Below are 25189 nucleotides of genomic sequence, written 5' to 3' on the forward strand. Positions count from 1 at the left end.
GTATGGGCTCTGAAAACAGCGTCGGCGCGTATCAGGGACGCGCCTGACTTCGCCTCTCGCCTGAATTGCGCGGGAGCTACCCGGAGGTTGATGTCGCGGCGAATGCCGTTGCTCCGGCTTTATCGTTCGCGGTGCCATGCCCCGCTGCCCAGAGCCCCGACAGCCCCCCACTCAAAGTAACTGTTTTACGGGATTCCGTTGGCCGGAATCGAACCGCTAATCGGCCAGCCAGAGGAGGGAGTCCTGCGRCAAACTCAGCACGACCTTCGCATCGGTTTCGAAAAGCTCGCGCCCTGATCTGAAGGGCATGTCGACGGCTACTTCCGTTTCGTTGACGCACACGAAATAGCGAACCGTCGAGCCGAGGAATTCGCGGGCGTTGACCACGGACGGCAGCGATACTCCGCTGTCCTGAAGGCCGTGAAGCGACAGTCTTGCGTGCTGCGGACGAAAGACCAGTTTCGCTCCGATGGGAACATGCGCATCGCCGATCGGAATTCCAATCCCGCCATCGAGCACGAATTGCCGCCCTGCGCCGGCCTCGACAACGCGGCCATCTAAAATGTTCGCCGTGCCCAGAAAGTTCGCAACGAAGAGATTCGCCGGCCGCTCGTAGAGCTCCATCGGGGTTCCGACCTGCTGGACGATGCCGTCGTTCATCACCGCGATCCGGTCGCAGATCGTGTTCGCTTCCTCCTGGTCGTGGGTGACGAAGATCGTGGTCAGCCCGAGGCGCTGCTGCATATCGCGCAGTTCGCGCCGAACCTGGACGCGCATCTTGGCGTCGAGGTTGGAGAGAGGCTCGTCGAGCAGCAGGACCTTCGGCTCGACGGCGACCGTACGGGCTACCGCGACGCGCTGCTGCTGGCCGCCGGAAAGCTGCGAAGGGCGCCTCTCGGCAAGGTGGGCCAGGCCGACGAGGCCAAGCGCCGCCTCTACGCGCCGGTCGATCTCGGTGCGCTTGATGCCGCGCTCCTCCAGCCCGAAGGCGACGTTGCGGCGCACCGTCATGTGGGGCCAGAGCGCGTAGGACTGAAAGACCATGCCGACATCGCGCTTCCAGGGCGGCAACCCGGTGATCGCCTTGCCGCCGATCCGGACCTGCCCGGTATCGGCCTGGTTGAAACCCGCTATCAGCCGCAGCAGCGTGGTCTTGCCGCAGCCGGAGGGGCCAAGGAAGGCGAAGAACTCGCCCGGTTCGATGGCGAGATTGATGCCCTTGAGGACGTGATTGGCGCCGTAGGAGAGGTTGACGTCTTCGATGTCGACGGCGACGGCGGGCGTGGTCAGGGGGGCGGTCGCGTTCATGGTCAATGGCCCATTCCCTTGGCCTTCTGGCTGCGTTCGATAATGAAATGGGAGAGAAAGGTGCAGGCGGCGACGAGAATGACGGCGATGACGCCGAGCGCCGCGCCGGGACCGCGCCCTGCGGCCGACTGCATGAAGACGTAGAGCCCGTAGGCGAGGGGCGCATCGGAGTTCGACTGCACCAGCATCAGCGTCGCCGAAAGCTCGACCGCGGCCGTCGAGAACGAGGTGACGAAGCCTGCAAGGATGCCGCCGGCCATCAGCGGCACGACGATGCGGCGCACCGTCCGGGCCTTGGTGGCGCCGAGGTTCTCCGCCGCCTCCTCGAGCGAGACCGAGATCTGCTGGAGCGCCGCATAGCAGGCCCGCAGCGCATAGGGCAGGCGCCGGATCGCCAGCGCCAGCACGATCGTGATCCAGAGCGAGGCCAATGGCGTCCCGTCCGGCAAGCTCACCCCGTAGAAGGTCCTGAGATAGCCGATGCCCAGCACGACTCCGGGAATGGCGAGCGCGGCCGTCGCCATCCAGTCGAGCCATTCACGGCCGATCAGCCTGGTGCGCAGGACGAGATAGGCGATGGCGACGCCGAGCACGATGTCGATGGCGCCGGCGAGACTGGCGTAGATCAGCGTGTTCTTGATGTAGATCGAGCTTTCACCGAAGACGCGGGCGTAATGCGCCAGCGTGAAGGCGTCGGGCAGCGGCGAGAACGACCAGATCGTCGCAAAGGAAAGCAGCAACAGGGCGAGATGCGGCGCCAGCACCAGCGCCAGGATCAGAATGACAACGCCATAGCCGAAGAACGCCTCCCAGGGCGTCATGACCCGCTTGGCGAGGCCGCCGCCGCCGCGTTGCGTGGTGGCATAGTCGCGTCCCTTGAGCGCCGCGGCCGAGAGCCACATCGCCATCACCGAGGCGATGATCAACACGACCGATATGACGTAACCCATTGGGTCGGCGATGCCGATCGAGGTGACGCGCAGATAGGCCTGCGGCGCCAGCATGTCCTTGACGTTGAGCAGCAGCGGCGTGGCGAGGTCGTCGAAAACCTTGACGAAGACGAGCGAGGCGCCGGCGAGATAGCCCGGCATGGCAAGGGGGAAGACGATGCGACGGAACAGGCGAAAGCCCGAGGAGCCGAGGTTCTGCGCAGCTTCCTCCATGGCGCGGTCGATGTTGCGCAGCGCGGCCGAGAGATTGATCAAAATGAACGGGAAATAATGGACCGATTGGACGAAGATGACGCCGTTCAGCCCCTCCATGAAGTCGATCTTGAAGCCGAACCAGTCGTCGAGCAGCAGATTGATCGAGCCGTTGCGACCAAAGAAGAGCTGCATGGCGACCGCGCCGACGAAGGGCGGCATGATCAGTGGCAGGAAGCCGAGCGTCTGGACGACGGCCGCACCGCGAAAGACAAAGCGCGTGGTCAGATAGGCCAACGGCAGGGCGAAGACCGAGGCCCAGACCACCGACATCGCCGAAACATAGAAGGAGTTCCACAGCGAGCGCATGAAGAGTTCGGTGCGGACAAAGTCGTAGAAATTGACCAGCGTGAAGGTCGAGGTACCCTTCTCGGTGAAGGCGACATAGATCACCGTCGCCACCGGCAGCACCAGGAACGCCAGGAGGAAGGCGGCGATCGCCAGCGCCAGCGCGATCTGGCCGGGCGTGCCGGCGATGCGACGGGGGCGGTGAGCCGAGGTCGGGATGGCGGTCATGGGTGTGTGGCCGGGTGTCATCCCGCACGCGCTGCGGCACTCAGGTGCCGCTGCGCAGATGCGGGATCGTCTTCAGGAAAAGGCGCCTACTCGTCGCGCGGTCCCGTGTCCGCGCCGCAGCGTTTCAGGCTGCAGCGCGGACAGGATGACACGCGCGAGCTTACTTCGCCGCCTTGAGGGCCTCTTCCGCCTTGGCCTTCGCCTTGGCGTAATTGTCCCGGGCGAAGCTCGCCCACTGGCTCTCCACCTCGGCCTGGCGGGCGCCTTTTTCCTTGCCGCCGGTGAAGGCGCCGCGCAGCTCCGCGCTCGCGGCCTGCGCTTCCATCACCGGCATGGCGGCGAGCAGCACGCGTGCCTCCTCGGCGAGCGCCTTGGCCTTGTCGTTGGGCTTCTTGGCCAGCGCCGCGTCGACCTCGTGCAGCACCTTGTTGACGCCTTTCAGCGCATCGAGCTGGAAGGAGATCAGCTGGTCGAACAGCGTATCGACCACCGCCGTGCGGGCTTCCGACTTGTCGACGTCGAAGCCGATCATCTTCTGGAAGCGCGGATCGGTGAAGGGGTTGGGATAGTCCGCGCCGGCCTTGGCATAGACCGCCGGATTCACCGGCAGGCGCCGGATGCCGGGCTCGAGCAGCACCTCCTGTCCGGCCGGCGAGAGCAGGAATTCGACGAAGGCCTCGGCCGCTGCCTTGTTCGGCGGATTGGCGACGATGCCGACATTGGCGGGAACCACGGTCGTCACGGTCGGATAGACGAACTTGACCGGGAAGCCCGAAGCCTGCGCGGAGAAGGCGAAGAAATCGATCACGATGCCGACGCCGACCTGGCCCGAATTCACCTGCTCGGGCACGCCGAAGGAGCGTTCGTTGATCGCGCGGAAATTGCCCGCCATCTCCTTGATGGTGCGCCAGCCCTTGTCCCAGCCCTCGCCCTGCAGGATGGTCTCGATCGTCAGATGCGTCGTTCCCGAGCGGGAGGGCGCCGCGATCGCGACATGGTCGTAGAAGACGGGCTTGGCGAGATCCTGCCAATCCTTGGGGTCGGGCAGCTTGTTGGCCTTGGCGTAGCGTTCGTTCCACATGATGCCATAGCCGGACGCCGCGAAACCGAAATAGAAGCCGGCCGGATCGTTGATCGGATAGGAGCCGATCTTGTCGGGAATGCCGGTCGCCTTCGGCTTGTAGGCGGAGAGCAGGTTCTTGCCCTTCAGCACCTCGAAGGCGTCGGGCGCCGAGGCCCAGAACAGGTCGACCTGGTTGTTGGCCTTGGTCTCCTCGAGATATTTGACGCCCGCATTGGTGTTGCGATTCTGGACTTCGAGCGAAACGCCCGGAACGGCCTTTTCGAACGCCTTCTTGATCGGATCGGTGACATCCTTGGAGAAGGAGGTGACGACCGTGACCTTTCCGGACGGCGATTGTGCCGCCGCGCCCGAGGCGGCAACGGCTAGGCCAACTGCGGTCGCAAGCGCGACCCTGCGGGTAAACATCCTGGTCCTCTCCCTGTGATTGAGCTCGGCGCGCACAAGGCGCGCCGACGAGCTGCTGTTTCGCAGCCTTCTGTCATGAAGCTGTCRTAGAACCTCGCCGGCTGTCACCCTCGCAATTGGAAGAAATCGTCCAAGCCGGAACCAGGGGCACGATCCGACGATCGGCAGGCATGCCAGCAGCCGATCGGACTCAGCTTCCGGGCGCTGAAGGAGTTCAGTCTGACCGTCGCCAAGGCGAGAAGTTCGTCGTCTGCGGGCCTTCGGGCTCAGGCAAGTCGACGATGATCCGCTGCATCAACGGGCTGGAGGGCCATGACAGCGGCCACATCACCGTCAACGGCACTTTTGCTCGCGGATGAGCGCAGCGCCATCGCCGTGCGCCGTGAGGTCGGCATGGTGTTCCAGAGCTTGAACCTCTTTCCACATCTGACGGTGGTGAAGAATTCGCCGCCGCCGGCGACCGCCAACTGCATGAACGGGCGCTGGAAAAGCTTGCATAGGTGAGCGGCGTTCGCCGCTGCCCACCCGCTCCGTTTTGCCAGCTCACCGCGGCTATCGGAGGCCCCGAGCGTTAACTCGCGCGGCGCGCCGCTTCGTCGAGCGTCGCCTCGATGCCGTCGCGATAAAGGCTGCCGAGCCAATATCCGACCGCATCGACGAGACGTGGATCATTCCGCAGTTCGCCGAAGAGCGAGTTTATCGACAGCAGCGGTCTCGGATCGGCATCACCCTCCAAGGCCTTCTCGCGCAAAAGCACGGCGAGAGGATGCGTCACCACAAGCGGGGCGCCTCTCTCGTCCACGCCGCGCACGCGCCGCAGCCAGGCTGCCAGCGCGAGCGCGAGAAAAGTGACGTCGCCGCCAGTCTTCAGCCGATCCCGGATAGGGTCGACGAGCACGTTGATGGGCGCGTCGGAGTTGACTCGCTGCACCGTGTCCCGGATCGCCGAATTGGCAAAGCGCTCGATCAGCCGGGCCTTGTATGCGGCGATGTCGACGCCGGGAATCGCAGGGAGCGCCGGCCCGGTCTCCCGGTCCATCAGCGCCCTCATCACCGCCTGAATCCGCGCGTCGGCCATGGATTCGTCGATCGTGACATAGCCCGCGAGCTGGCCGAGGCCGGAAACCGCGAGATGGCTGCCGTTGAGCAGCCGCAGCTTCATGAATTCGTAGGGCGCGACGTCCTCGACGAACTGCGCCCCGACGTCCTCCCAGCTTGGCCGGCCCTGCGGGAAGCGGTCCTCGATGACCCATTGGCTGAAGGTTTCGGAAACGACGGGCCAGCGGTCGATGAGCCCATGGCGCGAGGCCAGCCCATCGATATCGGCTTGCGCCGTCACCGGAGTGATGCGGTCCACCATGGTCGACGGAAAGCTCACGGCGCTTTCGATCCAGGAAGAAAGCGCATCGTTCCTGAGGCTCGCCAAGTCGAGAACGGCCTGGCGCAGCACCTCGCCATTGTGCTGGATGTTGTCGCAGGACAGAACGGTTGGAGGCGGCAGGGCGCGCTCCCGTCGCCGGCGCAGCATCTCGACGATGACGCCGATCGCGCTTCGCGGGCGTTCCGGTGCGGCAAGATCCGCGCGGATCAGGCGATGCTCGGGATCGAGGCGCTTGGTTGCCGCATTGAGGCAGTAGCCGTTCTCCGTGACGGTCAGGCTGACGATCCGGATTGCAGGGTCGTCGAGCGCCGCCAGGAGTGGTTCGCTGGACTCGGTCGCATCCGCCACGCCTGCGAGCGAGCCGATGATCCGGGCGCGCTCCTGTGTGCCCTCGCGCTCGATCAGCGTGTAGAGCCCATCCTGGGGCACGAGGCTTTCGACCATACGCCGGTCGTTGGGCATGAGCACCGCGCCGAGAATGCCCCAGCCTAGCGCCTGGTCATCACGCTCCATCAGTTCATGGCTGTAGCGCGCCATGTGGGCGCGATGAAAGCCGCCGAGGCCTATATGCACGATGCCGGGCCGAACCCGGGACGGATCGAAACCCGGCGCTTCGACCGATGACGGTAGATCCGCAAGGGAGCGGCGATTCAAAACTGTCGGTGCCATCGTGAGCCTGTCAGCCGATCGGTAGGGTGAGGTTTGGGCCGGAATCCGGCGATGAAGAACGACGGGGTCAGGATTGCGCCGTAGCACCCGCGCTGGTTTCCCGGAACGATGAGATCGTTCCCGACGTCATTTCTTCGAGTCTCGGCGGAGCGGAACCTCGCCGTGAGCAGGTGATCGCAGAGGCCGCGACGGCAAATGCGACCACGTCTGCTAGCGTCGCATCGCTCATGCCTGAAACCGCATGCGGGGATAAATGGCCGAGCTGGTCAAGGCGGGCCAGAAGTGCGGCATGAAAGCTGTCGCCGGCTCCGACGGTATCGACGGCATCGATCGTCACACCAGCTACTGCGAGCGGTGACCGGCCGGGGCGTAGCGCCATGGCTCCATTCGCCCCGCGCGTCACCACGCACAGCTTCACGCCCTGCCGGAACCACGCTTCCGCCAGCTCTTGATGAGCTATCCCCGGAAACGCAGCGGCGAGATCCTCCTCGCTCGCCTTGATGATCGTCGCGAAAGGCAGGAACTTCGCAAACTGCTCGCGCCAGAGCGCAAGATCGGGCGTCACGGTGGGTCGCAGATTCGGATCGATCGAGATGAGGCGCTTGCCGGCTTCCCGGCGCGCCAAAGCAAGATGCGAGGACGCGACCGGTTCGACCGCGAGCGTATAGGAGCCGAAGACGATCGCGGCCACGTCCGGGCCGAGCGCTCCCGGCAGGTCCTCGACGCGGATCTGCCGATCGGCCTTGTTCTCACCGTGGAATGCATAGGCCGGATGACCCGCCGCATCGAGCGCGACCACGCTTATGGTGGTCAGCTGATCGGAGCTGACGACATGGTCGAGATCGACATGCTCGGCCGAGAGGCGGGCTCGGATCGCATCGCCAAAGGCATCGGAGGATATCCCGCCGAGGAACGACGCGCGCGCACCCAGCCGCGCCAGACCGATCGCGACATTGAAGGGCGAGCCGCCGAGAACGGCTTCGGTTGCAAGTCCCTCCGGGCCAGTTTGGACGAACAGATCGACGAGGGCCTCGCCGCATACCAAAATCGTCATGTCTCGAGCCTCGTGGGAAATCTGCCGGCAGCGCCACCGATCACGGCGCGGGGTGGCATGGCGCACCCAACCATGCAGGGCGATGCGAGTACAGGTGCTGTGTCGAGGGGCAAAGCGTCACCCCAGCTCCGACAGGACGAATTCCGCCGTCCTGGAATCGGTGACGAGCGTCGTCGCGGCCTTGGCCTTGACGCAGGCGAGGACGGCCTGGGCGCGCGCGCTGCCGCCGACCGCGACCCGGTCCGCGACGGCGCTGAAATCGTCGAAGGGGATCGTGAGGCATCTGTCGGACAGTGATTGGCAAATGCGTCGTCCGCGGGCATCGAAAAGATGCCCCAGGATTTCCGCGATAGCGCCGGCATCCGCCGCCTTGTCGCGGCTCTTCTGATCCAGGCTTTCGAACAGGCCCGAACCGCCTTCCTTCCAGGCGCCGACCGAGAAGAGCACGCGCGTCAGCTTGGGAAACTGGGCGACGCTATCGGCGATGCCGATCTGCTCGCGCAGGGAAGCGACGAGCGCCGCGTCGTCGAGGATGAGTGGTGCGTATATGGGGAAGGTCTGGCCCCGGAAACGCATCGCCATCGCGCGGATCGTCTCTGCGGGATTGTGCTCGAAATACGATGCCCTGCTGACACCGGACAATTGCACGATCGCCTGGGCCGTCAGTTCCTCGATCCGGTCGAGGATCAGGCTGGTCGTTCGACCCGCCACCAGGCCGAGGACATCCTCGGAAACCCCGACCTCGACGAGATAAGACGCGGCTGCATCGGCCAGGAGGCCGAGTTCCGAGGCGGGATCGGCGGAGGGCAGAACGATGGCCCGCTTGAGGCTGGTTTTCTGCATCAGCGCCGACGACAAGGCGAAGTCCACGTCCGCCGGCGGCCGAATGTCGATCCGGACCAGCCCCGAACTCCGCGCCTGTTCGAGAAGGCGTGAGACCGTGAACCGGCTGATCCCGAGGCGCTTGGCGATGACCACCTTCGATTCCGTGTCGATATAGAAGCGGCGGGCGACCTCGAGAAGCTGGATCGTGCGCGCGGCCGACCGGCGGTCCGACTTTTTCCCCGAGCCGAGGTCTTCGCGCGGCGTCCTTGCCATGTCCAACTCCATCACCGCGCCGAGGCGGCGCTGGTGACTAGGTACATCATCGGATGCCGCGGGTTGAGCCTTTCCATCCACTCCTCCGACCCCGCGTCTTCATTCCTTGAGGTCGGTTGCATCGCGGGCATCCGCAGCATGCCGCCATCAACGAAATTGACCGTTATGTATCAGATGTGCATATATGCGCTCAAATGGGCGATCAAGCCCAGTCTAGGGAGTCGAACCATGGTGCTGTCTCGTCGGGAAATTTTGTTGTCGGGATTGGCTGTCGGGGTGGTGAGCCTCGGCTCAGGCCGCGTCGAAGCGGCGCCTTTTGCCGCCTGGGAAGCGGCGCTGAAAGGAAAGCCGGCCCGTGAGATCCGCATTCTCGCGATCTCGCATCCTGCATCGGATGCGATGAAGGCGCTGACGCCGGAATTCGAGGCGGCGACCGGCATCAAGGTGACGTGGGAGGTTGTGGGCAGCGGCGAGATCATGTCGAAGCAGCTGCTCGCGCAGACGGCGCGGGATACCTCATACGACGTCTACATGGTGCGCGGCACCGCGTTGGCCGAATACGAGGCCAAGCGCATGCTGACGGACCTGCGCGACCTCGTCCAGAACGCTGCGGCAACGCCTGATGACTACGACTTCGAGGACATCCACGTTGCCTATCGCCAGGGGATCGGCAGCACGAAGGGCAAGGTGCTCGGCGTTCCCGTTGCCGGCGAAACATTCTTCCTGTCCTATCGCAAGGACCTGTTCGAGAAATACGGCCGGGCCGCCCCCAAGACGATGGACGAGTTGCTGGAGGCCGCGCGCTTCTTCCAGAACAAGGAGCCAGGGCTCTCCGGCATTTCCATGCGGGCCGAGACCGGGCGGACGCTCGCTCTGAGCTGGGAGCTTTTCACGCCGGCCTTCGGCGCCAACATCATCGATCAGAAGACATGGGATGTCGCAGTCGACAGCCCCGAGGCGCTGCAGTCGCTGGAATATCTTCTCGCGCTTCTGTCGAACGCTCCGCCGGATGTCGAAACCTATAGCTGGGATRCTGCGGTCTCCGCCTTCGCTTCCGGCAAGACCGCGATGTGGTTCGACGCGACCTCGCTGCAACCATGGCTGACCGACCCGTCCAAGTCGAAGGTCGTCGGGAAGGTCGGCTACGTCGCGCCTCCCTCAGGCCCGAAGGGGCGCTTCGGTCCGGTCGGTGGCTGGAGCCTCGGCTTGCCCGCCAACAGCCGCAACAAGGAGGCCGGCTGGGCCTTCATCGCCCGGATGACGTCGAAAGCGAAGGCGAAGGACATCATCGCAAGGGGCGGCGTGCCGTCTCGGCTGTCGACGCTCAACGACCCCGATTTCATCGCCAAGGATCCGGACCTCGCCCGTGCGATCAAGGAGAGCCTGGATGCGGCGGGAAATCTGCTGGCGATCGGCCGCAACTGGGTGCCCCAGACTGCCGAGGCCAACAAGATCCAGCAGACCGCCGGCTTCTATGCTGGCCAGGCCTTGCTGAAGAAGATGTCGCCGAAGGAAGCGCTGGCCGCGGCGAAGCCCGAGCTGGAGCAGATTTCCGCGCGCATCAAGAAGAGCAATTGATCGCGGCCTCGATGATCGCATGCCGGCAGCCGACCCGATGAAACGCTTCGTTCCGTGGCTCTGGTTGGGGCCAACGGCCCTGCCGCTGCTGCTCTTGAGCGCGGTGCCGGTCATGCTGCTGGCCTATATCAGCCTGACGTCCTTCGAGATCGGCTACACTTGGTCCGAGCGCGAATTCGTCGGGCTGGACAACTACCGCCGGCTGCTTTCGGGGCGCGAGGTCGAATTCTGGCCGGCCGTGCGCCTCAGCTTGATCGTCACTCTCGTCAGCGTGGTGCTGAAGACCCTGCTGGGCCTCGGCGTCGCGACGCTTCTGAACAAGAGGATCCGTTTCGAATACGTCGCCACGACGCTGATCATCCTGCCGATGGCGGTCAACCCGGCCATCGCCGGACTGATGTGGAAGCTGATGCTGAGCTACGATTTCGGCATCGTCAACGCGGCGGCCGACAAACTCTTCGGCCTCAAGATCGTCTGGCTGGGTCAAAGCTATGCCCTGCTATCGGTCCTGATCGTGCTGGTCTGGATGCATTTCCCACTCTCGGCGCTGATGATCCTGGCAGGCTTCCGGAACATTGCCCCCGAGCCGCTCGAGGCGGCGCGCCTGGACGGGTGCAGCGATCGGCAGGTCTTCTGGCTGATCATCGTTCCGCAATTGCGGCCGGTGATCCTGAGCAGCAGCATTTTCCAGGCCATTCTCGCCTTTCAGGCCTTCGGCCCGATCTTCACGCTGACGGATGGCGGGCCGGGCAACGCCACCACCATCCTGCCGCTCTATGTCTACAAGACGGCCTTCACGCTGGGCTCGATCGGTCTTTCCGCAGCTGCGGCCGTCATACTGGTGCTCATCATCACCGCTCTCTCGGCCCTTATGGTGACGACCGGTCGCAGGGGCCAACCGACATGATGCCGGCTCGCTTGCGAGACTATGTTTGGCTGGCGCTGGCCTGCGTCTTCGCGGCTTTCCCCGTCCTCTACATGCTGGTGACGTCGTTCAAGACGCGGGCGATGCTGTATGAGCCGGCGCGCTTCATCTTCAGCCCGACGCTCGAGAACTACCGGGCCGCGATCATCAATCATGGCCTGTATGGCTACATCGTCGACAGCCTGATCGTGTCGCTCTGCAATGTCGCGGTGTGCCTGACGCTGGGCACGGCGGCAGCCTACGCGATTCACAAGTTCAGCTTCCCGCGCAAGGAAGCCGTCGTTTTCGCCATCCTCTCGTCGCGGATATTCCCTTCGATCGCATTGGTTCTGCCGTTCTACGTCATCGGCCTGACCTTCGAGATGCTCGACACCTACGCGATCCTCATCGTCACCTTCATGGTCTTCAACCTGCCCTTCGTCGTGCTGATGATGCGCAGTTACCTGGCCGCGCTGGCGCCGGAGGTCGAGGAGGCGGCGATGCTCGATGGATGCAGCCGTCTCGGGGTGCTCGTCAGGATCGTGCTGCCACAGGTGCGCATGGGATTGTTCGCCACGGCGATCATGTGTTTCCTCGCCGCCTGGAACGAGTTCACCTACGCCCTGTTCCTGAGCTCCTCCAAGGTCAACATGGTCTCGACCGCGGTCGTCTTCTTCAAGACCGAGCGGGGAATCCTGTGGGGCGAGGTCTCCGCTCTCGGCGTCGTCGCCGTGCTCCCCGTCATCGTCCTCTGTTTCGTCGCCCAGAAATATCTCGTCAAAGGCATGTCGTGACCATCCATCATTCGAGCCGCGCCACCAGTCATCTCGACTTCGTCGAGCGCCTGTTCCGCGAATACGACGACATCACCCTGCCGCTCCATGGCAGGTTGAGTGCGCAGGACAAGAGCGACGGCTCGGCTGTGACCGAAGCGGACCAGGCTGCGTCCACGCATGTTCTCAAGCGTCTGGTGGCCCACACCCCCGACATCGGAGTGATATCGGAAGAGGAGGCGGAGTCGTATCTGCCCGGCGCCAGCCGCCAATGGGCGATCGACCCTCTCGACGGCACGGCGTCGTTCGCTCGGGGCTTGCCGGTCTGGGGGCTCGGCATGGGCTTGATCGACGGCACGGAACCCGTCAGCGGGTATCTGCATTTTCCCATCCCGCGCCAGAGCTTCGTCTTCGAGGGCGGCAAGGCTCTCCTCAACGGCGAGCCGATGCCGGTCCGCCCGGCATCGGTCGCGGCCGATACCCGCAACATCATGATCACCTCGATCCACGACGCGATCGATGTCCGCCGGGTTGAAGGCTACCGCCTGCATAACCTCGGTTCCAATCTCTACCACCTGATGATGCTGGCGGCGGGTCGCTGCGATGCCATCATCACCGGCCCATGCTATCTGTGGGATCTCGCTCCTGCCCTTCCGTTCACCAGGGCGCTCGGCCATGTGGAACGCTATCTCGATGGTTCCGCCCTGGAGCTCTCCGATCTTCTCAAGCCGGATTACGGCTTTCCGACGCGCCAGCCCATGCTGGTGGGCCCAGCCTCAGTCGTTGACGAACTGATATCCCGATTGAGTTGAGGCTGCCCGGTCAACACCTGATCGGAGAGCGAACTGACCTGGCGAGGCTGCTCGGAGCGCATGGTCGAGCCCGACGATGTGGCGTGGAGAGCAGGCAGCTGGTATTTTGCAATTGAGATCGCGGTGGTGGTTCAGGCCCCCGCAACCGCTGAGTGTGAAAGCCCCGTCCGCTTCGCAGGCGGGGCTTTTGCGTAAGACGCCGCCCTCTCGAATGACGCGCGTCGCCGGAACGGCCTGTCAAAAGACACAGCCTCGGGGGAGGAGCCGGCGCATACTGCTGGCGCAGTTGTCTCCACAGCCTATTTGGACATGACCGCTCGCGGCACACATTGATGCCGCCAGGCGGAGACACATCGCCATGAAATTGGGACATGGAATCTTGATTACGCGCGACGGTCGCGAGCTCCCGCTCCGCTACCAGTTCGGCAACGCGTACGACGATACTCGCACCGGGTATTTGCTTTGCGATACGTCAGGGCTCGATCCGGCCGCCTGATGACTTGCGTCAGGATTATCTGCGAAGACGGAACAGCCATTGTGGCTGCGGTCACCCACTCGAGTGACCGCTATCTGGCAGTCACAGGCCGCGTGTCGGAGGCCTCGATCTAGTGCCCATCGAGGGTCAGCTTCGCGATATAGATTTCTGCGCCCTGTGCGTTCAGGACCGTTACCGAAATGGCCATATGGTCGCCATTCGGAAGTTTCTCCGTGGTCATTGCGGATAGTAGCTCTTTGGCCGCATTTGTCGCGGCCTTGTCGTCGGGCAGATCAATACCTTCATCGTCGATGTCTGCTTTCTCGCCATCGCGAGTGTGGAAGAAATAACGAGCCATCACCGCAGAATGCGGTGCGCTCCCAAGTGTTCCGCAGTCCGCAGCATTAAGCCCGGTTTTCTCGCAAATGGAGATAACCCAGTTTCAAATTTCACGCTGTCCCAATTAGGCTATCGCGGGGGATGGGAGCATAACTATCGCGGCTGGCGGGCCAAAAGGGAGGAATGGCCATGCACGCGGTCGTAAGAACCTATTCCGGCAAGGGAGCGAAAGAGCTTTTCGACGTGCTAGAGAAGCGGAAGACGGACGTTGAGAGCCTCATCCGGTCGGTGAAGGGATTTGTGAGTTACTCGCTCATCCACACTGAAGATGGCGGCATTTCCGTCACGATCTGCAGTGACAAGGCCGGCACGGATGAAAGCCTACAGAAAGCGCGAGACTGGATAAAGGAGAACGCGTCCAACATCGGTGTTGGTGCCCCCGCAGTCGCGGAGGGCGCAATCGTGCTTCAATTGAAGTAGCGCCACTAGCCGCTCAGTCCGAGAGGCCGCCTCAGTTGGCGGCCGCATCTTCTGTTGAATAGCTTTGCAGTCGTTCCAACTCCTGCCATCCGCTGTGGCCGCCTCGGGCGTCAGTCGCTTGATGGCGCGGACGGGCGCGATCATTGGCTTTGCGAGTTTGGGGTTGGCTGCTTGGCGCCCGGGACGGAATCACATCTTCGGATCGATCGTGTCCGCTAAGGCGTCTTTTTTCGCCTGCGGAAGCAAGGTCATCAGGAGAATAAACGCGGATAGTCCAAAGCAGACGCTATTCGTGACGATGAGCGGCCACTCGCCCAGGCCAAGGCCATATGCTGTCCAAAGGGCAAAACCTGTCACCGTCAGGCTGTAGGTCACGGGCGAAATGGAAGCTGTGTCGCGGCTGCGGACGATGCGCCAGGCTTGAGGCACAAAGCTGATCATCGAACACAAAGCGGCCAGGGAGCCTATGGCGACTATCCAGTTCATTGGCCCTCGCGATGATTTCGGTCTCTGATGCAGTGACGCCGAGCGGAACAATCCTTGCGATCGAGCCCCGCGCGGAGGCTGAACCTGGACCTCAGGTGTTCCCTAACTGCGCAAGCCGTCCGATCCGCCTAAGTCGTCATCAAGAACGGGCATGGATAAATAACGGAAGGGGCCTCCAGACGATAATCCGGAGGCCCTCTCGCGACGTGTCAGTGGGCGACGTCAGTCGACCGGGAATTGGGCGCGCCCATTAGGGGATGCAGGCCTGTTATAGGGGGCAGCGTTTTCGTCGAAGCTCGTCCAGCCTTCTTCTCGGTAGCTTGCAAGGCGCGTATCGCGATCGATCGGCGTGGCGTTGTCCATGATGGCCTCGACGGTCGCCGCGTGCTCGTCCGGAGCCTTCACGGATACCACGGTTCCGCCGCGGCGGACCGTTTCGGCATGATAGTTCGCTTCGTCCTCGTCGACGCCCGCTGAGGTCAGGGAGCCGACGAGACCCCCGGCAGCCGCGCCGGCGACAGCGCCGGCCGCCGCGGCGGCAAGCCAGCCCGCAGCCACGACCGGACCGATACCGGGGATGGCCAGGATGCCAAGACCGGCTAGCAGGCCGGCCGTACCACCGACGCCTGCACCGATGCCGGCGCCTTCGGCCGCATTGCTTTCCTTGACGCGTTCATCCTTGCCGATGACGCTGATGCTGGAATCCGAGATGCCTGACGCTTCGAGGTTTTCGACCACGGCGGCGGCGATCTCATAGGTGTCGTAAGAACGGGTGATTGTACGGGTCATAAACGTCTCCAGAAAATCCTGAGGGGAGAAATTTGATCAATGGCGGACGATGTTGCCGCGGTAATCGACGGAGACGTCGACTTTCGCGCCGGATTCATGGCGGTGCCTTTCCAGACACCGTTCTCGTCCTTCTTCAGCCCCGTTACGTCCGAATAACCGTTGGCTTCGAGGCGGCTCTTGGCTTGCCCCTCGGTGAAACTGTTCGCCCCTGGCAGCGGGGCATTCGCGTCCACCGGAGAGTTAGGCGTCGGCGCGGTCGTGGACGTCTGGGCCACGGCGCCAAAAGAAATCGCCGAAGCGATCATCGTAACGAACAGCAGCTTTTTCATTTTACTATCCCGATATCTGCATAATATTTTGTGGATTATGAGATAAACTTCCCAGTCGGGATATGGTTCCACAAATAATACTTCATGATTTCGGAGTGGGCGAGCGGTCGGAGCGTCTTGCCAGCGCTGTTCCAGGGTATGTGGCACAGCCGCTGTCCCGGGGGCCTGCTCAAGGCCGGCAATCGCCTGAAACCGAACGATCCCGGCCTGCCCTGCGTGAGCTGCGTCCGCGGCGCGCAGCCATCCCGCACCGCCTCGGGCTTTATCGCTTCGACCGCTCGCCTACGGGACTTGGGCGTACGTCACCGGTCCTATCGGGCGAGATAGCGGTCGCCCGTGGCGATGATCGCCCAGTCCCGTTCGATCAAGCCGTCGAACAGCTCGCCGAGATAGACGGCCTGATGGGGCGGTGGAAACTACCGACGTCGAGATGGACGATTCCGGCCGTCAAATCCCGCGGCTGGTCGCGCGGACGGCGATCGACGTCCCGACCTCGCCCGGCCGGGCACGCGACACTGCGACGGTCACGGCCTCATCTCGCCTTGGCGGCCAGCAATTGCAAAGCGAGATCGGGGCGATCGCTGGTGATCTGCGAGACCGGCTGGCCAAGCCAATGATCGAGTTCGGCCACTGTGTTGGGCACCCAGACGCCGAGCTTGTCGCGCCCGACGATGTCGAGGGCGCGATCGAGAGCGAGGCGCAGCATCGATTGCTCGACCGCGATGATGCAGCCGAGATCGACGAAGCGTCGCAGCGTCGCATCGATCCCGCCGAAAGCCTCGCAGGAGCGGCGGTCGACCGAGGCGAGGCGGCGCATGCCGGGCGCCTTGGCACGGATTTCCTCGATCACCTCCGGCACGAAGCAGGTCAGCACCACGCGCGACGCCAGCTTGCGCGCTTCGACCAGGGCGATGACCTTGTCCAGCAGGCCCGGATAGGGATTGCCGAAGGCATCCATCTTCATCTCGATTTCCAGCTCGATGCCCGTCGGGGCGAAGACATCGAGCACGGCGGCGAGCGTCGGGATCGTCTCGCCCAGCGTGTCGTTGAGCCGGACCTTGCCCAGCGCGGCGCTGGAGAGCTGCCCGACCGGGCCCTTGTGGTCGGTTGTGCGGTCGAGCAGCGGGTCATGGATGACCATGATCTCGCCATCGCTCGACAGGTGCACGTCGAGCTCGACCGCGTCGACCTTCAGGCCGCAGACGTTGCGGAAGCCGCCGAGGCTGTTCTCCGCCCAGATGTTGCGCGCGCCGCGATGTCCGATGATCCGCATGATGGAAGCCCTGTTCGTATGTCTTGGTCGTTATTTGCCGCTGTCGACCAGCCCCTTCACGAACCAACGCTGAAGGAGAAGGATGACGATGGCGGGCGGCAGCATGGTCAGGAGCGAGGCGTTCATCAGCAGATGCCAGGAGGGCAGCCCATCGGCCTGGGGCAGAAGCTTCTTCAGGCCGATCACGGCCGTCGTCATGCCCTGCTCGGTCGTCATCAGCAGCGGCCAGAGATACTGGTTCCAGCCCATCAGGAAGAGAATGATCGCCAGCGCGACGATGTTGGAGCGCGACAGCGGCAGCAGGATCAGGCGGAAGAATTGCCAGGGGCTGGCGCCGTCGATGCGCGCCGCCTCGCAGAGCTCATCGGGCACGGTGAGGAAGAACTGGCGGAAAAGGAATGTCGCCGTCGCGGAGGCGATCAGCGGCAGGATGAGGCCGGGATAGGTGTTGACCAGGTTCCAGTCGAGATCGACCAGCGTCTGCACGCCGAGCCAGGAACCGAGGATATTGAGCGGCAGGGCGACATTTGCTGCCGACTCATAGGTCGGCACGATGCGCACCTCGATCGGCAGCATCAGCGACATGAAGATCAGCCAGAAGGCCGTCATCCGGAAGGGGAAGCGGAAATAGGTCACGGCGAAGGCCGCGATCACGGAGATCGACAGCTTCCCGATCGTGATGCCGCAGGCGACGATGAAGGAGTTGAGCAGCAGCCGGCCGAAATTGGCACTTCTGAGCACGGTCTGCAGGTTCACGAAGAACTGGTCGCCGGGGAGCCAGGACATCGGCACCCGCATGATTTCCTGCTGGGAGAGCGTGCCGGTGACGAAGACGAAATAGATCGGCAGGCAGACGAGCGCGGCGCCCGCCAGCAGGATGAGATGGCAGACGACATCGAGGACGGGGGTGCGCTCGTTCATGCCCGGTCCCTCAGACGCTGTAGTTCACGCGCCGCTCGATGAAGCGGAACTGGGCGAAGGTGAGGAAGAGCGCGAGCGCCATCAGCACCACGGATTGCGCGGCGGAGGAGCCGAGATCGAGCGTGACGAAGCCGTCCTGATAGACCTTGTAGACGAGGATCGAGGTGGCGCCCGCAGGCCCGCCGCGGGTCGTCGCGTCGACGATGGCGAAGGTTTCGAACAGCCCGTAGACGAAGTTGATGACGATGAGGAAGAACAAGGTCGGCGCGATCATCGGCAGCGAGATACGCAGGAAGCGCTGGATCGGCCCGGCCCCGTCCAGATAGGCGGACTCCAGAATGGAGTGCGGAACGGAGAGCAGTGCGGCAACCAGGAAGATGTAGTTGTAGCAGATGTGCTTCCACGATGCGGCCATGACGATCAGCGCCAGCGCGTGCGACGAGTTGCGGTTGGGATCCCAGTCTAAGCCAAGCCCCTGCAGCATATGGGCGACCGGCCCGACGCGCGGGTTGAACAGGAAGGCCAGCATGATGCCGGCGATGGCGGGCGCAATCGCATAGGGCAGCAGCAGCACGGTCCGGTACGCGCCTCGGCCGCGCAGGATGTGGTTCGTGGCGAAGGCGAGCAGCAGCGCCGTCGACAGCGTCAGCACGTTCTGCGCGATGGTGAACAGCACCGTCACCTGCACCGACGACCAGTAGACGCCGCTGCGGAACAGCCGTTCGAAGTTCTGGAAGCCGACCCATTGCGTCGTGGCGCCGAAGGGGTCGGTGAGCTGGAACGCCTGGATCAGCGCCCGGATCGACGGGATGAAGAAGAAGAGCAGCAGGACGAAGAGCTGCGGTGCCAACAGCCAGAACGGCAGGCGCCAGTCCTTGAAATGGGCCCGCTTCAGCCCGCTCTCCGCCCGTCCGTCATCGGCCGGTTTTGCCGAAAGGCGCCGGAACGGCCAGCGCAGGCCCATTCCGCCGCCGCCGGCCACCACGGGGAGTTCCGCCGCGTTACTTCTTGCCCGCATTGAGCTGCTCGTAGCGGCGCAGCGCTTCGTTGCCACGGGAGACCGCGTCATCGAGCGCCTGTTGCGCCGGCTTGCGGCCGAGGAAGGCGGCCGAGACCTCCTCCATGATCGCGACGTTGATCTGGTTGCTGTTGCCGATGCGGAAGCCCAGCGAATTGTCGCTCGGCGTGCCGCGCATCAGCTGCAGCACCGCGATCTCGCGCGTCGGGTTCTTGGCATAGTAGCCCTGCGCCTTGGCGGCCTCATAGGCGGCGGTCGTCACGGGGACGTAGCCGGTCGCCTGATGCCACCAGACCTGTGTGTCGGTCTGTGCGAGGAAATCGTAGAAGGCGGCGATCGCCTTGTACTTCTCCGGCGTATGGCCCTTGAGGGTCCATAGCGCAGCGCCGCCGATGACGCTGTTCTTGGGCGTGACGCCCTGCTCGTAGGGCAGCTCGGCTGCGCTCCAGTCGAACTTCGCGGCGGCGACGACGGCGGCGTGCGAGGCCGTCGAGGCGATGATCGTCGAGCATTCGCCCGAGGTGAAGAGCTGGATCGGGATGATGCCCTGGCCGGCGATCTGCATCACGCCGGAGGTGATCAGCCGCTTCATCCGCTCGACCTGTCCGACGAGCTTGCCCTTGTTGAAGACGAAGCTGGTGTCGAGACCGTCCATCCCGTTGCGCTTGGTGGCGTAGGGGATGTCGTTCACGGCGCTGTAGTTCTCGAGGAAGCTCCACTCGTAGTCGCCGGGGAGCACCATCGCGCATTTCGAGACGCCCTTGGCTTTGATCGCATCGAGCTGGGGCTCGAGCTCCTGCCAGGTCGCGCCGGGCTTGTCGAAGCCGGCGGCTTTGAAATGGTCGCGGTTGTAGAACAGGATCGGCGTCGAGGAGTTGAACGGCATCGCCTGCAGCTTGCCGTCGATGGCGTAGTAGCTGACGACCGGCGCAATGAATTTCGAGGTGTCGACCGGATGGCCCTGCTGCGCCATCAGCTCGCTGGTCGAGACGATCGCGCCGGAATTGACCATGGTCAGGAACGAGCGCTCGTTCGACTGCACGATCTCTGGCTGGCGCTTGGCGCGGTAGGCGGCGATCGTGCCGTTCAGGACCTCGTCATAGGTGCCCTTGCCGATCGCCTTGACCACGTAGTCCTTCTGCGAGTCGTTGAACTTCTTGACCAGCTCGTCGACGCGGTCGCCGAGCGCGCCGCTCATCGCATGCCAGAATTCGATCTCGGTCGCAGCCTGGGCGGAGGACAGCCCCGCCAGGAGCAATGCGCCGGCGCCGGCGAGCGCACCAAATAAAGGTCGCATTCAAAACCTCCCTCGTGAATTTATATGAGCATATGCTCTTGCTTGAAGCATATGCTCGCACACTGGCTTCTTATGTCAACCGTCGGTGACGAACGGATGACAGCCGCCGTGTCGGTGCTTTCGAGAGGAGGCGCGGCTTGCGGGCGCGGAGCGGATCAGTTCGCCAGAAGGGCGCGGGCGGTTTCTTCGTCGGTGATCAGGCCGTTGATGATTCGGCCCTTCAACGCGGCGCGCAGAGGCGCCACCTTCGCGGCGCCCTGGGCGATGCAGATGCGCAGCCGGTCGCTCCCCGGCTCCGGCGGCACGCTGGTTACGCGCCGGTTGGTGCCGCCGTCGATGATCCGGCCTTCGGCATCGAAGACCCAGCCCGTCACCTCGCCGACGCCGCCCAGCCGAACGAGTTCGAGCAGCTCGCTGCGGGTCATGAAGCCGTCGCGGTAGAGCACGGCGTCGTCGCCGATCTGGCTGATGCCCATCAGCCAGAGGTCGGCCTCGCCAGCGATGGCGCGGATGCGCCGTATCGACTCGATCTCGATGAGCTGCGCCCGTTCTTCCGGGCTCGAGACGTAGAGCGGCAGCGGCATCGGAAAATGCTGAGCCTTGGTGATCTCGGCCAGCTTCACCAGGGTGTCGAACGGGCTTGCAGAGCCGTCCGGAGAGATGGTTCCGACGAGGGAGACGAGCCGGTGCAGGGGGCAGGACATCGGCGAGACGCGCTCGATGCTGGCCCGCATCGAGCGGCCCGTGCCGAGCGCCATCACCAGCGATTTGCGCGAGCGCAGCCAGCGTTCGATCAAGACGCCGCCGAGCGCGGCAACGCCGGCGGCCGCCGTTTCCCCCGATCCGTCGGATGGGGCGATGTCGCAATGCTGCAGCTCGAAACGATCGCGCAGGCGCGCGGCAAGCTCCATGCAATCGGCAATCGGATGGTTCATCCGGAAGCTGATGAGCCCTTCGCTGCGGCAGAGCGAGACGAGGCGCTGCGCGGCCGGGCGCGAGATGTTCAGGATCTGGGCGATATCGTCCTGCGTGCGGCCGGCAATGTAATAGAGCCAGCCGGCGCGGGCAGCGTCGTCGAGGCGGGCGTTGTCGCTGTCGGCCATGGGTTCAGCCGGCTGCTGCGGGGATGGCGAGCTCACGCCATGAGCCGAGCAATCTGTCGGCGCCTGCATCGAGCAGCGCGCGTCTTTGATCCAGGACGGCGAAATGGCTGCCCGCCGTTAGCCCGAAAGCGGCCATTCCGGCCGCCTTGGCCGCCAGCACGCCGCTGACGCTGTCCTCGATCACCAGGCAGCGCTCAGGAGCAACGCCGCGTTCTCGCGCCGCGAGCAGGAACAGGTCGGGTGCCGGCTTGCCGTTTGCGACACGCGTGGTGCTGAAGATCCGTCCCTCGAACAGGTCCCATAGCTCGGCCTTGCGCAGGCAGTGCTCGATGCGCTCCTCGTCGCTGGAAGAGGCGACGCAGTAATCGGCGTCGAAGGCCTCCACAGCCTCGCGCACGCCTTCGACAGGTTTCAGCGTAGCGCTGAAGGCGGAGAAGAGGCGCGCGCGCCAGTCCCGCTTGAAGCTCTCCGGGGCCGGGCGGCCGGTCATTCGTTCATAGTCCTCGATGACGGCGCTCGCGGGACGCCCGAGATAGCGCCGCATCACCCCTTCGAGATCATAATCGGGATCCAGCGGAGAGAGAATGTCGACCAGGGTGCGGCAGCTGATCGTCTCGCTGTCGACGAGGACGCCGTCGCAATCGAGAATGATGAGGTCGAAATGGGGAAGCGGATGCATGAGACATAGACAACCGTGAACGGATGCTCAAATCAAGAGCATCCGCTCGATTTCCTGTCAAATGCCGAGGCCGGGACCTACTGCAGTTCGCGGCTGAAGGCGGCGGCCCGCTGCCAGACAGGATAGCGGGCCGCATAGGCTGCCACGAGTGCCGGCTCGGGACGGAAAGTCTCGGGCGTGCCCTCCGGCTTCAGGCAGATCTCGCGCGGGTCTTCGCCGGTGCAGGCGAGGCGCGCGAGGCGCGCCGCGCCGAAGGCTGCGCCCGTCTCGGCGGCTGCATGGCGATGCAGCGGCATGTCCAACACATTGGCGAGAATGGAAAGCCAGAGATCGGAGCGGGAGCCGCCGCCGATGACGATGGCTTCCCCGATCGGCGAGCCGGCACTCTCCAACGCCGCCTTGCCATCGCGGAAGGAAAAGGCGACGCCCTCCATGACGGCCTGGGTCATGGTGTTCCGGTCGGTGTCGTGGCCAAGGCGGGCGAAACCGCCCCGCATCCGGGGATCGTTGTGAGGTGTGCGCTCGCCCGACAGATAAGGCGTGAACAGGGCGGGCGATGGAGCGTCCAGCCGTTCGCCGAGCGGCGCCAGCAGATCGGTCTCCGCGCAGCCCGTCACGCGGGCCCACCAGCTCAGGCTCGCAGCCGCGGAGAGGTGAACGGACATCTGATGCCAGAGGCCCGGCAAGGCATAACAGAAGGCATGAACCGCGCTGTCCGCCCGGGGCTCGAAGCGGCCGGTCGTGCGCCATAATACCCCGGAGGTGCCGAGCGACAGGACGCTCGCTCCCGGCGCGATGGCGCCGAGGCCTACGGCCCCGGCCGCGTTGTCGCCCGCGCCTCCGGCAAAAAGCGGTGGGGTGTCGAAACCGAGTTCCCGACTCAGTTCCGCTTGCATCCTTCCGGCAGGTTGCGAGCCCTCGACGAGACCGGGCATGTGGCTGCGGTCGAGGCCGGTGGCGGCGAGCATGCGATCCGACCAGTCCCGGCCGGCGACATCGAGCCAGAGTGTTCCCGCCGCGTCGGACATCTCCTCGACGGCCTCTCCCGTCAGTGCGAGGCGCAGATAGGCTTTCGGCAGCAGGACTTTTTGAATCCGGCGAAAGATGTCCGGCTCATGCCTGCGGACCCAAAGGAGCTTCGGCGCCGTGAAGCCGGGCATGGCGATGTTGCCGGTGATATCGCGGGACGCCGGCTCGGCTGTCTCGATTTCCGCGCATTCCGCGGCCGAGCGGCCGTCGTTCCAGAGCATGCAGGGGCGTAGCGGCCTGCCGGCCTGATCCAGAAGGACGGCGCCGTGCATCTGCCCGGACAAGCCAATGCCCCGGCAGCCGCGAAAGGCGGCAGGGGCGATCTGCCTGAGTTCCCGCAGCGCTGACAGCGCAGCCTCGATCCAATCGGCGGGGTCCTGTTCCGCCCATAGCGGCTCGGGGCGGTGGACGTGGAGATCGCGCGTCGCCGCGGCCAGCAGGCGTTGACGATCGTCGACCAGGATGGCCTTGAGCGACGAGGTGCCGAGATCGATGCCGATAAAGCTGCCGACACTGCTGGGCAGCGGACTCATCAGCCGCGGCTCACGGAACCGCGCGGATAGATCAGGCTCTTCACCATGCCCCCCTCATTGGCGGCGTGCCGGCGAAAAGCCTCCGGCCCTTCGGCCAATGCGAAGCGATGGCTGACGACGGCGTCGACATCGACCTTGCCACGCGCGACGAGTTCGATGGCCCTGGGGTAGACATGGCCCATCCGCCGGGAGAATTTCAGGCTGAGGCCGCGACGGCGCGCCTCCGCCGCCGGCACCACATAGCTGTCGCCATCCGGGATGCCGACGAGCACGACGCGCCCGCCGATCCGCGCCGCGCGCACGGCGTCGCGAAAGCCCTCCGGCGCGTTGGTGGCCTCGATCACGAGCGGCAGTCCCTCTCCGCGTGTCCATTCCGCAATGTCGGCCACGCTCGCGCCGGCCTTGTCCGCCCCGAGCTGGAGCGCCAGCGCGCGTCGATGCGGCTGCGGATCGCAGACCAGGATCTCGCCGGCGCCGGCCGCCCTGAGCACTTGCAGGATCAGGAGGCCGATCGGCCCGCAGCCGAGCAGAGCGATGCGTTCCAGCAGGCGCGGTTTGGCGAGGTCGACGGCGTGGATCGCCACGCCGAGCGGCTCGAGCATCACGGCGTCGCTGGGCGTGAAATGCTGGGGGACGGCGACGATCTGCGATTTCGGCACCCAGATGCGCTCCGTCATCGCGCCGTCATGCGGTGGCGCACCGATGAAGACGACGTCGGGGCAGAGATTGGGATGGCCCTCGCGACAATGCTCGCAATGGCCACAAGACTGGTTGGGGTCGACTGCGACCAGCTCGCCGCGTGCTAGCCCCAACTCCGGGAGATCCTCGGTCAGCCAGCCGCTGAACTCGTGGCCGGGGACGAAGGGCGCGGCAATCACGGCAGAACCGATGCCGCCGTCCTTGTAGTAGTGCAGATCGCTGCCACACAGTCCGACGGCGGCGACATCGAGGAGCGTTTCCCCGGGCGCGCCCTCGCGCAGATTAAACGGGGCGAAGCGCGCGTCGCCCGCGGCGTGTAGAAAAATGGCGTGGGACATTCCGCATAAAGCTCCGGCTTCGCAAGCCCGCTCAACAAATGTATTTAGATATTTACATTGGTTACAGTCAAGGTTGAAGCCGGCTGACGCATAGCTCGCATGGCGGCGGGCGGGGCGAGGCGATGCGCTCGACCCGGAAAACGAACTCATGATGCCCTAGCGAAGTCTGGCGGCAACGACGACTCGCTCGAGCAATCGCGTGATCTCACCCCGCGATGTGTCCGACGCCCGCCGAGACTGTCGATTCTTCTGCCGGGGAAGCCGCAGGGCGCGCCAACGGCAGCCCTGGGTATTTGCGCGGTATCGGACGTTCTGGATCGATCGTGTCCAGACAAGGGACGGAACTCCAGCAGGCCCGTCGAAAGTGTCGACGTGAAGTTCGACTACTTTCAGTCCCCGCGACGACCTTGAAGCTACCTCGACGCGCCCTGGTACATGCTGCGCGAAAGATCGCTTCGATCAGGAGAGGCCTCCAGGATTGTCGGGGATACGGCACAGCCCGCGCGCGCCAAGCCGAAAGGCGCTGGCCTCCGCCCCCGCACACGCTGTGAGCTTAATTGCAAATAACTCGCACTTGCAAAGTCGTCGGATATCGCGGTAACAGGAAATGCTCTTGC

The 25189-nt window shown here is 64.3% G+C and carries 23 protein-coding genes and 1 pseudogene; 6 read left to right on the forward strand and 18 right to left on the reverse strand.

Annotation, left to right across the window (positions count from 1 at the left end; all coding sequences use genetic code 11):
- Positions 1-216 precede the first annotated feature (216 nt).
- The 3 genes from AC1DVA_RS06695 to AC1DVA_RS06705 all read right to left on the reverse strand — a co-directional run bounded on the left by AC1DVA_RS06695 (position 217) and on the right by AC1DVA_RS06705 (position 4515).
- Positions 217-1308, reverse strand: a complete 1092-nt coding sequence (locus tag AC1DVA_RS06695) for an ABC transporter ATP-binding protein (RefSeq protein ID WP_476805447.1) — start codon at positions 1306-1308, stop codon at positions 217-219.
- Positions 1309-1310: 2 nt separating this feature from the next.
- Complete coding sequence (locus tag AC1DVA_RS06700; RefSeq protein WP_476805448.1) at positions 1311-3026, reverse strand: ABC transporter permease; 1716 nt, start codon at positions 3024-3026, stop codon at positions 1311-1313.
- A gap of 160 nt (positions 3027-3186) precedes the next feature.
- A complete protein-coding gene (locus AC1DVA_RS06705) occupies positions 3187-4515 on the reverse strand; it encodes an ABC transporter substrate-binding protein (protein WP_476805449.1) in 1329 nt (442 codons plus the stop codon).
- Between the two features lie 183 nt (positions 4516-4698).
- On the opposite strand from AC1DVA_RS06705, the pseudogene AC1DVA_RS06710 reads away from it, so the two are divergent.
- Positions 4699-4959, forward strand: a pseudogene (locus AC1DVA_RS06710) (ATP-binding cassette domain-containing protein); the annotation flags it as partial.
- A 127-nt stretch (positions 4960-5086) separates the two neighbouring features.
- On the opposite strand, the gene AC1DVA_RS06715 reads toward AC1DVA_RS06710, so the two are convergent.
- The 3 genes from AC1DVA_RS06715 to AC1DVA_RS06725 all read right to left on the reverse strand — a co-directional run bounded on the left by AC1DVA_RS06715 (position 5087) and on the right by AC1DVA_RS06725 (position 8717).
- Positions 5087-6469: a mannitol dehydrogenase family protein gene (locus AC1DVA_RS06715; protein ID WP_476805450.1), complete on the reverse strand. Its 1383-nt coding sequence runs from the start codon at positions 6467-6469 to the stop codon at positions 5087-5089.
- A gap of 163 nt (positions 6470-6632) precedes the next feature.
- Entirely contained in the window at positions 6633-7619 is a 987-nt protein-coding gene (locus AC1DVA_RS06720; RefSeq protein WP_265050829.1) for a carbohydrate kinase family protein, read from the reverse strand.
- A 117-nt stretch (positions 7620-7736) separates the two neighbouring features.
- Positions 7737-8717 carry a sugar-binding transcriptional regulator gene (locus AC1DVA_RS06725; protein WP_476805451.1) on the reverse strand — a complete coding sequence of 327 codons (981 nt, stop codon included), beginning with the start codon at positions 8715-8717 and terminating at the stop codon, positions 7737-7739.
- A gap of 255 nt (positions 8718-8972) precedes the next feature.
- On the opposite strand from AC1DVA_RS06725, the gene AC1DVA_RS06730 reads away from it, so the two are divergent.
- From AC1DVA_RS06730 to AC1DVA_RS06745, 4 genes are read left to right on the forward strand one after another with little or no spacing between them, the layout of a single operon-like run.
- Positions 8973-10295 (forward strand): ABC transporter substrate-binding protein, encoded by a 1323-nt coding sequence (locus tag AC1DVA_RS06730; RefSeq protein WP_476805452.1) that lies wholly within the window; start codon positions 8973-8975, stop codon positions 10293-10295.
- A 19-nt stretch (positions 10296-10314) separates the two neighbouring features.
- On the forward strand, positions 10315-11202 hold the full coding sequence (locus AC1DVA_RS06735; protein ID WP_476805453.1) for a carbohydrate ABC transporter permease: 888 nt from the start codon (positions 10315-10317) through the stop codon (positions 11200-11202).
- The gene (locus AC1DVA_RS06740; protein WP_265050828.1) at positions 11199-11993 is read left to right on the forward strand and encodes a carbohydrate ABC transporter permease; all 795 of its coding nucleotides are present in this window, start codon (positions 11199-11201) and stop codon (positions 11991-11993) included. Before AC1DVA_RS06735 ends, AC1DVA_RS06740 begins: the two co-directional genes overlap by 4 nt.
- Complete coding sequence (locus tag AC1DVA_RS06745) at positions 11990-12784, forward strand: inositol monophosphatase family protein (RefSeq protein WP_265050827.1); 795 nt, start codon at positions 11990-11992, stop codon at positions 12782-12784. Before AC1DVA_RS06740 ends, AC1DVA_RS06745 begins: the two co-directional genes overlap by 4 nt.
- A gap of 605 nt (positions 12785-13389) precedes the next feature.
- On the opposite strand, the gene AC1DVA_RS06750 is transcribed toward AC1DVA_RS06745, so the two are convergent.
- Positions 13390-13617, reverse strand: coding sequence for a DUF6894 family protein (locus AC1DVA_RS06750; RefSeq protein ID WP_265050825.1), 228 nt, complete (start codon positions 13615-13617; stop codon positions 13390-13392).
- 170 nt (positions 13618-13787) lie between these two features.
- Between AC1DVA_RS06750 and AC1DVA_RS06755 the strand changes: the two genes are divergently transcribed.
- Positions 13788-14078, forward strand: a complete 291-nt coding sequence (locus tag AC1DVA_RS06755) for a hypothetical protein (RefSeq protein WP_476805454.1) — start codon at positions 13788-13790, stop codon at positions 14076-14078.
- A 189-nt stretch (positions 14079-14267) separates the two neighbouring features.
- Here the strand turns inward: AC1DVA_RS06755 and AC1DVA_RS06760 are convergent, their stop codons facing one another.
- The 11 genes from AC1DVA_RS06760 to AC1DVA_RS06810 form a co-directional block, all read right to left on the reverse strand.
- Positions 14268-14564, reverse strand: a complete 297-nt coding sequence (locus tag AC1DVA_RS06760) for a SemiSWEET family sugar transporter (RefSeq protein WP_265050823.1) — start codon at positions 14562-14564, stop codon at positions 14268-14270.
- A gap of 222 nt (positions 14565-14786) precedes the next feature.
- Entirely contained in the window at positions 14787-15353 is a 567-nt protein-coding gene (locus AC1DVA_RS06765) for a hypothetical protein (protein WP_265050822.1), read from the reverse strand.
- Entirely contained in the window at positions 15350-15682 is a 333-nt protein-coding gene (locus tag AC1DVA_RS06770; RefSeq protein ID WP_476805455.1) for a PepSY domain-containing protein, read from the reverse strand. The genes AC1DVA_RS06765 and AC1DVA_RS06770 overlap by 4 nt, the downstream gene beginning before the upstream one ends.
- A gap of 532 nt (positions 15683-16214) precedes the next feature.
- Positions 16215-16955, reverse strand: a complete 741-nt coding sequence (locus tag AC1DVA_RS06775) for a glycerophosphodiester phosphodiesterase family protein (RefSeq protein ID WP_476805456.1) — start codon at positions 16953-16955, stop codon at positions 16215-16217.
- A gap of 30 nt (positions 16956-16985) precedes the next feature.
- Positions 16986-17876: an ABC transporter permease subunit gene (locus tag AC1DVA_RS06780; protein ID WP_476805457.1), complete on the reverse strand. Its 891-nt coding sequence runs from the start codon at positions 17874-17876 to the stop codon at positions 16986-16988.
- A 10-nt stretch (positions 17877-17886) separates the two neighbouring features.
- Positions 17887-18840 (reverse strand): ABC transporter permease subunit, encoded by a 954-nt coding sequence (locus AC1DVA_RS06785; RefSeq protein ID WP_476805547.1) that lies wholly within the window; start codon positions 18838-18840, stop codon positions 17887-17889.
- Positions 18841-18877: 37 nt separating this feature from the next.
- Complete coding sequence (locus AC1DVA_RS06790; protein ID WP_476805458.1) at positions 18878-20191, reverse strand: extracellular solute-binding protein; 1314 nt, start codon at positions 20189-20191, stop codon at positions 18878-18880.
- A gap of 155 nt (positions 20192-20346) precedes the next feature.
- On the reverse strand, positions 20347-21294 hold the full coding sequence (locus AC1DVA_RS06795; RefSeq protein ID WP_476805459.1) for a sugar-binding transcriptional regulator: 948 nt from the start codon (positions 21292-21294) through the stop codon (positions 20347-20349).
- Positions 21295-21298: 4 nt separating this feature from the next.
- On the reverse strand, positions 21299-21973 hold the full coding sequence (locus tag AC1DVA_RS06800; protein ID WP_265050816.1) for an HAD-IA family hydrolase: 675 nt from the start codon (positions 21971-21973) through the stop codon (positions 21299-21301).
- A gap of 77 nt (positions 21974-22050) precedes the next feature.
- Complete coding sequence (xylB, locus tag AC1DVA_RS06805; protein ID WP_476805460.1) at positions 22051-23535, reverse strand: xylulokinase; 1485 nt, start codon at positions 23533-23535, stop codon at positions 22051-22053.
- A complete protein-coding gene (locus AC1DVA_RS06810) occupies positions 23535-24572 on the reverse strand; it encodes a zinc-dependent alcohol dehydrogenase (RefSeq protein WP_265050814.1) in 1038 nt (345 codons plus the stop codon). Before AC1DVA_RS06810 ends, xylB begins: the two co-directional genes overlap by 1 nt.
- Positions 24573-25189 lie beyond the last annotated feature (617 nt).

The organism is Allobosea sp. P4_C6 (assembly GCF_056402015.1).